Annotated in this window: 11 protein-coding genes; 2 read left to right on the top strand and 9 right to left on the bottom strand. The window is 62.2% G+C overall.

Annotated elements, in window-relative coordinates:
- Positions 1 to 152 precede the first annotated feature (152 nt).
- Both P7F28_RS13115 and P7F28_RS13110 read right to left on the bottom strand, forming a co-directional pair.
- Positions 153 to 989 (bottom strand): alpha/beta fold hydrolase, encoded by an 837-nt coding sequence (locus P7F28_RS13115; RefSeq protein WP_277184923.1) that lies wholly within the window; start codon positions 987 to 989, stop codon positions 153 to 155.
- A 225-nt stretch (positions 990 to 1,214) separates the two neighbouring features.
- On the bottom strand, positions 1,215 to 2,132 hold the full coding sequence (locus P7F28_RS13110) for a LysR family transcriptional regulator (protein WP_277184922.1): 918 nt from the start codon (positions 2,130 to 2,132) through the stop codon (positions 1,215 to 1,217).
- Between the two features lie 112 nt (positions 2,133 to 2,244).
- On the opposite strand from P7F28_RS13110, the gene P7F28_RS13105 reads away from it, so the two are divergent.
- Positions 2,245 to 2,997, top strand: coding sequence for an SDR family NAD(P)-dependent oxidoreductase (locus P7F28_RS13105; RefSeq protein ID WP_277184921.1), 753 nt, complete (start codon positions 2,245 to 2,247; stop codon positions 2,995 to 2,997).
- 109 nt (positions 2,998 to 3,106) lie between these two features.
- Positions 3,107 to 3,538 carry a pirin family protein gene (locus P7F28_RS13100; protein WP_277184919.1) on the top strand — a complete coding sequence of 144 codons (432 nt, stop codon included), beginning with the start codon at positions 3,107 to 3,109 and terminating at the stop codon, positions 3,536 to 3,538.
- A gap of 126 nt (positions 3,539 to 3,664) precedes the next feature.
- Here P7F28_RS13100 and P7F28_RS13095 read toward each other — a convergent pair whose 3' ends face one another.
- The 7 genes from P7F28_RS13095 to P7F28_RS13065 all read right to left on the bottom strand — a co-directional run bounded on the left by P7F28_RS13095 (position 3,665) and on the right by P7F28_RS13065 (position 10,801).
- The gene (locus P7F28_RS13095) at positions 3,665 to 4,399 is read right to left on the bottom strand and encodes an ABC transporter ATP-binding protein (protein ID WP_277184918.1); all 735 of its coding nucleotides are present in this window, start codon (positions 4,397 to 4,399) and stop codon (positions 3,665 to 3,667) included.
- Positions 4,389 to 5,132, bottom strand: a complete 744-nt coding sequence (locus tag P7F28_RS13090; protein ID WP_370467310.1) for an ABC transporter ATP-binding protein — start codon at positions 5,130 to 5,132, stop codon at positions 4,389 to 4,391. Before P7F28_RS13090 ends, P7F28_RS13095 begins: the two co-directional genes overlap by 11 nt.
- Positions 5,129 to 6,079: a branched-chain amino acid ABC transporter permease gene (locus P7F28_RS13085; protein ID WP_277184917.1), complete on the bottom strand. Its 951-nt coding sequence runs from the start codon at positions 6,077 to 6,079 to the stop codon at positions 5,129 to 5,131. Before P7F28_RS13085 ends, P7F28_RS13090 begins: the two co-directional genes overlap by 4 nt.
- A complete protein-coding gene (locus P7F28_RS13080; RefSeq protein ID WP_277184916.1) occupies positions 6,072 to 6,947 on the bottom strand; it encodes a branched-chain amino acid ABC transporter permease in 876 nt (291 codons plus the stop codon). Before P7F28_RS13080 ends, P7F28_RS13085 begins: the two co-directional genes overlap by 8 nt.
- A gap of 16 nt (positions 6,948 to 6,963) precedes the next feature.
- Positions 6,964 to 8,166, bottom strand: coding sequence for an ABC transporter substrate-binding protein (locus P7F28_RS13075; RefSeq protein ID WP_277184915.1), 1,203 nt, complete (start codon positions 8,164 to 8,166; stop codon positions 6,964 to 6,966).
- A gap of 259 nt (positions 8,167 to 8,425) precedes the next feature.
- The gene (locus tag P7F28_RS13070; protein ID WP_277184914.1) at positions 8,426 to 9,607 is read right to left on the bottom strand and encodes a porin; all 1,182 of its coding nucleotides are present in this window, start codon (positions 9,605 to 9,607) and stop codon (positions 8,426 to 8,428) included.
- Positions 9,608 to 9,895: 288 nt separating this feature from the next.
- Positions 9,896 to 10,801: an NAD(P)-dependent oxidoreductase gene (locus P7F28_RS13065; protein WP_277184913.1), complete on the bottom strand. Its 906-nt coding sequence runs from the start codon at positions 10,799 to 10,801 to the stop codon at positions 9,896 to 9,898.
- Positions 10,802 to 10,822: the final 21 nt, after the last annotated feature.

The following is a 10,822-nucleotide window of genomic DNA, read 5'->3' as shown; positions in this document are numbered from 1 at the left end:
CGCGCCAAGGCATCGGCCGGCTATGGGGAGTCGAGCCGATTTGCTAGTGAGCGGACATTTGTATGGCCGTTCACAAGTTTCTTGAATGACGCGAAATGGCCGACTTCAGAAGGCTACCCGCTTCACGCCTATGCTGTGAAGCGGGCATCGGCTTAGGCCTGCACGAAAGCCAGCAGGTCAGCGTTCAACACGTCCGCGTTGACGGTCAACATACCGTGCGAATAGCCAGGATACGTCTTCAGCGTTCCGTTCTTGAGTAACTCGATCGACTTCTTCGCCGAATCACCAATTGGCACGATCTGGTCGTCCTCGCCGTGCAAAACGAGCGTGGGTACTGTGATGGCGCGAAGATCTTCTGTCTGGTCCGTTTCGGAAAAGGCCCTGATGCCCTCGTAATGGGCCTTTGCACTACCCATCATGCCTTGTCGCCACCAGTTCTGAATGACGCCCTGATGGACCGTCGCATCAGGACGGTTAAAGCCATAAAACGGACCCGACGGTACGTCTAAAAAGAACTGCGCACGGTTGTCGGCGAGTGCCTTGCGAAAACCATCGAAGACCTCGATGGGCAAACCTTCCGGATTCGCATCCGTCTTCACCATGAGCGGCGGCACGGCGCTCACGAGCACCGCTTTCGCCACGCGACCCGCCGGCTGGCCGTGTTTAGCTACATAGCGCGCGACTTCGCCGCCGCCCGTCGAGTGGCCGATGTGCACCGCATTGCGAAGGTCGAGCGCTTCGGCCACGGCGAATGCATCAGCGGCGTAGTGGTCCATGTCATGACCATCGGACACCTGCGATGAACGGCCGTGACCGCGCCGGTCGTGCGCAATGACGCGATAGCCCTTCTGGACGAAGAACAGCATTTGTGCATCCCAGTCGTCGGACGACAACGGCCAGCCATGGTGAAAGACAATGGGCTGCGCGTCTTTCGGGCCCCAGTCCTTGTAGAAGATCTCAACGTTGTCGTTCGTGGTGATGTACGGCATGGTCATTTCCTTTCTGAAGTTGTTGGTGGCAATGTCCGGCTGTCTTGAACACGATGTTTGTCTTCATAGCCCAGCGCTGCGTTGTTCACGGTAATCCGAGCGCTGTTGCCGACGTGAGAAGCATACGAAAACGCACGCCGACGCAAAATAGCTGCTTCTGCAAACCATCGTTGCAGTGGTGCAATATAAGAGACCACAAAGTCATTCGAACGACCCCGACCGACTTCACCTCACACCGAGCCACACCGGTTCAGAGAGATGCTGTGCGAAATAGTCCGAGAGCGCCGCGACTTTGGCTGGACGCGCGCGCGCCGACGGCGTCACAAAGTAGAGACCGCCCTTTGTCAGATGCCAGTCCTTCAAAATCGTCTCCAGCCGCCCGTCTGCCAGGTATTCACCAGCGATGAACTCGGGCAACTCCGCAATCGCAAGCCCTTCCAGTAGCGTGGGCAACAGCGCATCGGAATTCGTCACCCGGAGCGGACCGACGGGCGTGACCGGCTCCTCCTCGCCTGCATCGTTGACGAAACGCCAGACATCGCTGCGCGCTCGGTACGCGTAAGACAAACACGGCCTGTCGACGAGATCGCGGGGATGCGTCGGACGGCCGTGTCGCTCGAGATACTTTGGTGATGCGACAAGCAGTTGAGAGACTGGACACAGGCGCTTCGCCACGAGCGATGAATCCGGCAACGCCGCGATTCTTAGCGCCGCATCGAAACCCTGCGCGACGATGTCGACAGTGGCATCTGATAGATGCAGGTCGATCGACACCTCGGGATAGGCTTCGAAGAAGCCCGGCAAGAGCGGCGCGACCCAGCGCAGGCCAAACGACATCGGCACGGCCAGACGTACGAGGCCGCGCGGCTGGACCGACATCTCTCGCGCGGCGCTTTCCGCCTCCTCTGCCTGCCGGTAGATGTGCCCGGCTTTCTCCGCAATCGTTCCGCCAAATTCCGTGAGGGCAAGCTGGCGCGAGGTGCGATTGAAGAGCCTCGCACCGAGCCGCTCTTCGAGCCTTGCCACGCCGCGCGAGACCGTGGCGACCGACACACCCATCGCACGCGCTGCCGCGGCGAACGATCCCTCTTCGGCGACTTTCGCGAACATCGCCAGTCCTTCGAAATCCGGAAATTTCGTCATTTCATTTTTGCAACGATGGTTTGCAGACGATTCTATTTCGAAAAGGTCGGTGCGTCGATATTCTTCTCACATTGCTTCACCACTTAACGAAACGAACTCAAGGAGAAACACCATGGCACGTAGGCTCGAAGGGAAGATCGCTCTCGTCACCGGCGCCACCAGCGGCATTGGCCTTGCAACGGCCAAGCGCTTTTCGGCGGAAGGCGCGCACGTGTACATCACCGGCCGCCGTCAGGCTGAACTCGATGCAGCCGTCCTGGAAGTCGGCAATGCGACGGGTGTACGTGTCGACTCGTCGAAACTCGACCAGCTCGACGCACTGTATGAACAAATTCGCGGCGAGAAAGGTCGCCTCGATGTGCTGTTCGCCAATGCTGGCGGCGGCTCGATGGTGCCGCTGGGCGAAATCACCGAAGCGCACTATCACGACACCTTCGATCGCAACGTGAAGGGCACGCTGTTCACGGTCCAGAAGGCATTGCCGCTGCTGTCGCGAGGCGCATCGGTGATTCTTGCCGGGTCGACGACGACCATCGAAGGAACTGCGGCCTTCAGCGTCTATTCCGCCTCGAAGGCCGCTATTCGCAACTTTGCACGTAGCTGGATTCTCGATCTGAAGGACCGCGGCATCCGCGTCAACACGATCAGCCCCGGTGCGACGAAGACGCCTGGCTTGGTCGAACTCGCAGGACCGGACGCCACGCAGCAGCAAGGTCTGCTGGATTACCTTGCGTCACGCATTCCGATGGGCCGTGTCGGCGACCCGAACGAAATCGCTGCCGCAGCGCTCTTTCTGGCATCCGACGACGCGAGCTTCGTGAACGGCGCCGAGTTGTTCGTCGATGGCGGGCAGGCTCAAGTCTGAGCCGGCTGCTCGGGGTGGCAGCGCCAGGGATGCGCTGCCGCACTCGGCACATGGAGATCGAGATGATCCAACATCGCCCGTTCGAAACGCTTGGTCGCATAGAGCGCGAATGGCTTCCGGCGAGGTTGCATTTACGCTTCGGGGAATCGGTCAGCCCGAACATGCACCGTTAGGCCCGCTCTACATCTGGAACGACGACACGTTCGCGCCGCAGTCGGGCTTTGGCATGCACGCGCACGAGAACGTCGAGATCGTCACCTTCGTGTGGTCCGGTGCCATCACGCACGAAGACAGCTTCGGCAACACAGGCCGCATCGAAGCGGGCAATGTGCAGGTGATGAGCGCTGGCAACGGCATTCGACATGCCGAGCGCAATATGGAAAACGAGCCAGCGCAGTTATTTCAGATCTGGCTGACACCGCGCACGCTCAATGTTGAGCCACGTTGGGCGCAACGTCGTTTCGATATGAATCGACACGTCGAAGGCTTCGGTGTTTTTGCGAGCGGCGCGTCAGCGGACATTGACGCCGGCGCCCTATAGATGCCGATGCCCGTCTCTTGGCTGCAAACATGCATGCTGGGCAATGCCTTGATTGCACGTTGTCAATCATCGCGTATCGCCACCTCCACGGAATCAGCAATCACGATCCACTCAATCCGCCCGCCCCTACATCCCAAGATAAGCCCGCTGCACCCGCTCATCGCCAGCGAGCGCCCGCGCGTCGCCATGCTGCACAACCGCGCCACCTTCCAGCACATACGCATAATCCGCGATACGCAGCGCCACCTCCGCGTTCTGCTCGACCAGCAACACGTCAACGCCCGTATCCCGAATCACATGAATCACCCGCGCGATCTTCTCGACCACCGCAGGCGCGAGTCCGATAGTCGGCTCATCGAGCAGCAGCACTCGGGGTGCTGCCATCAGCGCACGCGCGACCGCCACCATCTGCTGCTGGCCGCCGCTCAGCGTGCCGGCGGGCGCGCCGAGCTTCGCAACCAGATCGGGAAAGTAATCGAGACAACGCTCCAGATCGACGCTGATCGCCCGCGCATCGTTGCGGCAATACGCGCCCAGCTCCAGGTTCTCGCGCACCGTCATGCTGCCGAACAGGCGTCGTCCTTCCGGCACCAGACACAGTCCGTGCCGAACTCTCGTATCCGCCGATGCCGCGTCCAGCGCCCGTCCGTTCAGCTTCACGCTGCCTGCCTGCGCCGTGACGAGTCCCGCCGCGTACTTCATCAGCGTTGACTTGCCTGCGCCGTTCGCGCCGATCAGCGTCACGATCTGTCCGCCGCGCACCTGAAAACTCGCGCCGCGCACCGCGGGCACCGCGCCGTAGTTGATCGACACGCCGGAGACGTCCAGCACGATATCGTCCTTGCTCTTTTCAATGCGCATGTTCGGCTCCGAGATAGGCTTCGATCACGCGTGGATCGCGGCGAATATCCTGCGGCGTGCCCGTCGCCAGCATGCGTCCGTGATGCAGCACGACGATGCGGTCGCAGACCTGCATCACCGCTTTCATGTTGTGCTCAACGAGCAGCACCGAACTGCCGTACTCATCGCGGATGCGCTCGAACACGTCGAGCGTCGCGGCGACTTCGGTCTGGTTCAGCCCCGTGAGCGGTTCGTCGAGACACAGGATGCGCGGTCGCGCCGCGAACGCAATCGCAATGCTCACGAGCCTTTGCAGACCGTGCGGCAAGGTCCCGGCGATATCGGCGAGCTTGCCCTGAAGCCCGAGCAGACGCGCGGTCTCGAGCACGCGCTCCGCACGCCCGGCGCGCGGCACCGACCCTATCGTGCCGATCAGAATGTTGTCCGCCACGCTCATGCTGCGCATCAGGCTGCCGTGCTGGAACGTGCGCACGAGCCCTTTCTTGCTGATGCGTTCCGGCGATGCACCCGTGACATTCTCGCCATCGATCGAAAGCGTGCCGCGCGTCGGCGTGATGAAGCCGCTGATCAGATTGAAGGTCGTGCTTTTGCCCGCGCCGTTTGGTCCGATCAGGCCCAGCACTTCGCGCTCGCGAATCTCGAAGCTAAGATCGCTGACCGCAAGCAATCCGCCGAAACGCCGCGCGATATCCCGCGCTTCGAGCAGCGGCCGGGCTATAGATGTCTGCATCATGTGCCTCCGTTCGAACGCATCAGCGCCGCGCGGCGCGACCTGATCCGCGCGATGCGCCCATCCACGAGTCCCATGATGCCGCCGGGAAGCAGCAGCATCGCCAGCACGATGGCCGCGCCGTAGAAGATATGCTCGCTCGCGCCGAAGCTGAGCGTCACGCTCCCGAGCAGCACGAGCAGCACCGCGCCCGCGACCGGCCCGAGCGGATGATGCTCGCCGCCGACCTTCAAATACGCGAGCGCCAGCGTCGAGAGCAGAAAGCCGAAGTCGGGCGGGCTGATGACGTTGTTGGCGAACGCATGCAGCGAACCCGCGATGCCCGTCACGAAGCACGAAATGCAGAAGCACGCGATTTTCACGAGATGCACGCGAATGCCGACCGAACGCACGACGTTCTCGTTGTCGCGCACGGCAATCAACAGCTTGCCGAACTGCGACGTTTCGATTGCGAACAGCGCGAGCAGCAACACGCCGCAGATCAGCACGACGAAGGCCGGAAAGCCGGTACCAAACGCAGCGGGCGGGAAAATGCCGACCATCCCCGAGTTGCCGCCGAGCCAGTCCGAGCGCGTGTAGACGATCCGCATCACCTCGGAGAATGCGAAGCCGATCAGCAGAAAATACGGCCCTTTCGTGCGCAGCGTGATGAAGCCGAACACCGCGCCGATCGCGCAGGCAAGCGCGCCGCCCAGCAGCAAGGCCGCCACGAAAGGCATATCCCACAAGCTCGTGCAGACGCCCGCAGCATAAGCGCCGATGCCGAAGAACGCCGCCGTGGCGAAGTTCAACTCGCCCATCAGCAGCACGAAGCGCAGGCTCGACGCATTCAGCGCAGCAATGGCGCACCACACGACGAGCGTGGCCGCATAGCCGTTGCCAGCGAACAGGCTCGCGGCGCTGATCGCCAGCACGGCGAGCGCGCTACGCGAGAAAGACTTGTCAGGCATGACCGAGTACTCCTTTGGGACGCACCAAAAGCACCAGCATGACGAGCACGAAAATCGCAAGATTCGCGCTCGACGGATCGAAGTAGAAGCCGCCGAAACTTTCGATCAGGGCGATAAACACGCTGCCCAGAATCGCGCCGGGCACCGATCCGAGTCCGCCGATCACCACGGCGATAAAGCCCTTCACCAGATAGCTCTCGCCGAATTCCGGCGACACGATCGACACCGGCGCGATCAGCGCGCCCGCGATCGCGCCGAGCGCCGTCGCGACCACGAAGCCGCGAAACGCGATCGCGTTATAGGGAATGCCCTGGAGCATCGCCGCTTCGTGATCGATCGATACGGCGCGCATCGCGCGGCCCATGCGCGTCGCGTTGAGCGACCACAGGAGCGCGCCGGCCAGCGCCACGGCGACGCCGCAGAGAATCAGCCGCTGTGCCGCGAGCGTCGCGCCGAATAGCTCGACATTGCCGCTCACGAGCGGCGGCACCGAGCGCACCGCGCCGCCGAAGACTTCGCGGAAGATGCCTTCGAACAGCAGCACGAAACCCGCAGACAAGATGAACGAGCCGGCGAGATCGCGCTGAAAGCGTCGAAACGCAAAGCGGAACACGATCGCGCCAAGTCCCGACGCAAGCACGACGCCCGCCGCGAAGCCGCCGAGATACGCGAGTTGCACCGGCACGCCGCGCGCGACGAGCCACGGAATGGCGACCGACACGATCAGCGCGGACAACGTGAAGAACTGCCCATGCGCGAAGTTCACGATGCGCAGCACGCCGAAGATCAGCGTCAACCCAAGTGCGAACAGCACGTATACCGAGCCGATCTGCAACGCGGTCAACAAGAGTTGGAAGAGTGTCTGCATGATGTTCGCGCCGACCTCACTGACCCGTGCGTTGCTTCAACTCGTCCGGACTGATGCGCGCCAGTTCGACGAGCTTTTGCCCCTGAATCTGCGTGACGATGACCGGTACGAGAATCTGCTGTGCGCTGCCATAAACGGCTTTCTCGCCAAACGCGGCGCGTCCGTAGAACGAATCGAAGGTGACGGTCGGCAAGGCGTTTGCCACCGCGGCCGGATCGGTGCTCTGCGCTTTTTCCATCGCGGCCTTGAGCGCCTTCACGGAGTCGTAGAAGCCGATCTGAATGGCGTTCAACGACTCGCCCGTCACCGCGCGCGCGCCTTGGTTCAGCTCGCGCTGACGCGGCGTTGCGCCCGGTCCGTCGAAGGTCATCGCCGCGCCGAGATACGCGCTGTTTGCCGCGCCGCCGCCCGTCGCAAGCAGGCCGTCCGCGCCGGTGCCGACTTCCACCACCTTCACGCCCTTCCAGCCCAGCGCATCCAGTTCCTTGAACACGAGGCCGCCATCGGCGGGCGGACTCGAACACAGATCGACGACGTCCGGCTTGAGCCCCGCGACCTTGGCCGCGACGGGCTGGAATTCCGTCGTGCCGCGCTCGTACCAGTCGCTTGCGATGACCTTCACGCCCACCGCTTCCCACGCCTTGCGCGCGATCTTCTCGGTTTCCTGACCAGTGGCGTCGTTGGGATTGAGCAAGGCGACGGTCTGAATCTTCGGATTGGTCTGCTTCACGTAGCGGACCAGTGGCGGCGCGATCTCGATCGGCGTGTTCATCTGCGTGAAGGTCAGCGGAAACTTCGGACCCTTGATGCTCGCGCCCCACGCAGTCGTGAACAACAAGACGCCCGAGCGTTCCGTGAGCGACTGCAATGCGCGCGCGGGCGCGGTGCCGAGACTGCCGCCGATGTACTTCACGCCGTCGCGGTTCAGCAAGGTCTGCGCGACCTTCGCGCCGTCCGCCGCGTTGTACTTGTTGTCGTACGCGACGCATTCGTAGTTGTAGACCTTGTTCGATATCTTCACGCCGCCGGCCTGGCGGATTTCGTCGGCGGCCTGTTTGCACAGCCATTCGCTGCCCTTGCCCCAGTTCGCGCCGGAGCCCGAGAGCGGCACGGAAAGTCCCAGCTTGATGACATTCGGCGTATCCGCGAAGGCGGCGGGCGTCGCGCTCAGTGCAGCGAGCCAAAGCAAGATCGCGCGTTCGATCGCGGTGCGCTTCATTTGTGTCTCCTGATGGTTTAGTTCCGGGTTTCGTTCCGGTGCGCTCATTTGACGAGCGCGGTGCGCGCCGGTCAATCAGGCCGCGCAAAGTGATCCGTACTTCGAAAATGATCGACTGGGAATCGGCTACGTGGGATCGCGCAGCGGCGGGAAACGCCTGGCCGGTGGAGTGCCAGGCGCCGTCCTGCATCGATTCAGACTACGGAACGTTTCCACTGCCGTTCACGCGTTGTGCCATCGCGTCTTCTTTGTCCGGCGCTCAAAACTTATGGCGGAGCGCAATGCGCAACGCGGTCTGGTGATTGGTCGTCGATGCCGTCAACTGGTTGATGGACGCGACCGCATCCCTGCCGGTCGAATCCGTTCCGCTCGCGTGCTGATACGTACCCACGAAATAGACGTCCGTGCGCTTCGAGAGGAAATAGTCCACGCCGACCGCGCCCTGGTTGTAATGCGCGCTGCCCTTGCCATCCGCGCCGTCGTTGTGGGTGTACAAATACGCGGCGCCCACCAGCAGCGCCGGCGTGATCTGATACTTCGCGTTCACTTCGAAGTTGTTGAGCTTCGCCGTCCCGCTGATGCCGCCGACGGGTACGGGCCCCGAGGACGTATCGCCGAGATTCCGGAACTGCGTGTTCGAGTACGTGGCGCCGAGCGTGAACGCGCCGAACGTATAGGCCGCGCCGGTGCCGATCACCTGCAGCTCGCGTGCCGACGCATACCCCGAGATCACTGGCGACGAACCGAAGTTGGAGCCCGGCACGCCGCCCACCGTCGCCGCGACCGTGCCGCCCGCGCCATAGAACGATGTATTCGGGTTGCGCACGTTGAGATAAGCGACGCCCGCGTAAAGCGGACCTTGCGAATAGTTCGCACCGACCGACCAGATCTGATTGCGCCCCACGCTTCCCGGCACACCGCCCAGCGAATACACGCCGCCGGCCGTCACGCCATAGAAAGTCGGGCTGGTGTACTTGATTGCGTTGTTGGTGCGATTCGTATTGTTGAAGTTATCGTTGTCGGCAGGATGCGCGGCCATATAGCCGCCCCATTGATCGCCGACTTCCAGAATGCCGAGGTTATCGACGACGGAATCGTACTGACGCCCGAGCGTGATGGTGCCGTATGGACTCGACAAGCCGACATACGCTTGTCGCCCGAAGCCGAGGCCGCCCTGACCCAGCTTTCCTGTGTTGATGTCGAAGCCGTTTTCGAGCACGAAGATCGCATTGAGTCCGCCGCCGAGATCTTCCTGTCCGCGCAGTCCCCAGCGGCTGCCATTCAGCACGCCGCTTGCCATCGCATATTGATGGCTCCCGCCTGCGTTGCTGTTGTAATTCACGCCTTCATCCAGAATGCCGTACAGGCGCACGCTGCTCTGCGCATGCGCAGAACCGGTTACGAACCCTGCCACCGCGCAGAGCGCAATCGTCTTCTTCATCGTCTGTCTCCATGATTGTTTTGAGTTTATTTACAGTTATTACGGGTTCCTTAACATTGATATCGTTGATCGTCGGACTGTGTTTGAACACGGCCGACGACTCGATGCCAGGTGATCCGCTATCGAACTGTCGGCCCATTAAATGGGCCGCAAAATAGACCGTCAATGCAACCTGAAGATCCGATCCGTACTCTGAAAGCGCTGCTTTCGTGACTGCTCTGGCGGCGATGGCTCGCTGAGTGGATGTTCGCGGTCCTGCCCATCACGCGTGCCGGTGCGACTATCGCTTCAGGAACGGTCGCTCCTCACGGAGGAGCCGTTCTTTTCCGCGATATACCGAAGAATGGATGTGAAATCCTCTCCGCCTTGCCCCGCTTCGTATGCCGCGTGCCAGACGTCCCGCGCTCGCCCGATGGTCGGCACGGCCATATCCATGAGATTCGCTTCGGCCAGTGCAAGCGCCATGTCCTTTTCGATGATGGACAGCGCCGCACCGTAGTCATACGTTCCGGCGACAGCGCGCGTCAGTATCTTCGAGCACGCGAAGCTCTGACCCGTGCCTGCATCGAGCAGCCGCATCATCATGTCGGGATCGAGTCCGGCCTTCGCGCCCATGGCGAGTCCTTCGGAACAGACCACCATGTTGGTCGCCATGATCATGTTGTTGACGATCTTCATAATCTGCGCCATGCCCGGGCGTTCCCCCATCACGAACACCTCGCGGCCGATAAGGGCGAGTAGTGGCGACACCTGCTCGATGAGTCGCGGAGCGCCGGACGCCAGCATGGCGAGCGTACCGGCGCGCGCGGCGGGCGCACCGCCCGAGATCGGCGCATCCACAATATCGATACCCTTCGCAGCCAGCCCTGCGCCAATCTGCGCGATCGTGTCCTGACCGATGGTCGACATTTCCACGTACAAGCGAATCGCGGAGCCGTGCACGACGCCATCGGGCCCGAGACCGACCGCGAGCGACACCTGTCTGCCGGGCAGACATGCGAACACGATGCTCGCCGCATCGGCCACGGCGCGGGGCGAATCGTGCACCACAGCGTGAGCCGCCGCGAAAGGCGCGAGCGCCGCTGGCGACGGGTCGTGAACATGCAGCCGGAAGCCCTGTCCGAGCAGGCGCTCGGCCATCGGGCCGCCCATCTGGCCCAGCCCAAGAAAACCGACGTCTTCTGCGAGTTTCATTCAAACCTCGATTCGTTGTTG

Source organism: Caballeronia sp. BR00000012568055, assembly GCF_029439455.1.
Lineage (GTDB): Bacteria > Pseudomonadota > Gammaproteobacteria > Burkholderiales > Burkholderiaceae > Caballeronia.
Note: the sequence above shows the minus strand (reverse complement) of the source record. Positions and strands in the feature narration are given on the sequence as shown.

Excerpts from the sequence above, each read along its gene's own strand:
- P7F28_RS13075 (WP_277184915.1), bottom strand. The coding sequence starts at position 8,166 with ATGAAGCGCACCGCGATCGAACGCGCGATCTTGCTTTGGCTCGCTGCA.
- P7F28_RS13065 (WP_277184913.1), bottom strand. The coding sequence starts at position 10,801 with ATGAAACTCGCAGAAGACGTCGGTTTTCTTGGGCTGGGCCAGATGGGC.
- P7F28_RS13115 (WP_277184923.1), bottom strand. The coding sequence starts at position 989 with ATGCCGTACATCACCACGAACGACAACGTTGAGATCTTCTACAAGGAC.
- P7F28_RS13105 (WP_277184921.1), top strand. The coding sequence starts at position 2,245 with ATGGCACGTAGGCTCGAAGGGAAGATCGCTCTCGTCACCGGCGCCACC.
- P7F28_RS13070 (WP_277184914.1), bottom strand. The coding sequence starts at position 9,607 with ATGAAGAAGACGATTGCGCTCTGCGCGGTGGCAGGGTTCGTAACCGGT.
- P7F28_RS13080 (WP_277184916.1), bottom strand. The coding sequence starts at position 6,947 with ATGCAGACACTCTTCCAACTCTTGTTGACCGCGTTGCAGATCGGCTCG.
- P7F28_RS13100 (WP_277184919.1), top strand. The coding sequence starts at position 3,107 with ATGGCTTCCGGCGAGGTTGCATTTACGCTTCGGGGAATCGGTCAGCCC.
- P7F28_RS13090 (WP_370467310.1), bottom strand. The coding sequence starts at position 5,132 with ATGATGCAGACATCTATAGCCCGGCCGCTGCTCGAAGCGCGGGATATC.
- P7F28_RS13095 (WP_277184918.1), bottom strand. The coding sequence starts at position 4,399 with ATGCGCATTGAAAAGAGCAAGGACGATATCGTGCTGGACGTCTCCGGC.
- P7F28_RS13110 (WP_277184922.1), bottom strand. The coding sequence starts at position 2,132 with ATGACGAAATTTCCGGATTTCGAAGGACTGGCGATGTTCGCGAAAGTC.
- P7F28_RS13085 (WP_277184917.1), bottom strand. The coding sequence starts at position 6,079 with ATGCCTGACAAGTCTTTCTCGCGTAGCGCGCTCGCCGTGCTGGCGATC.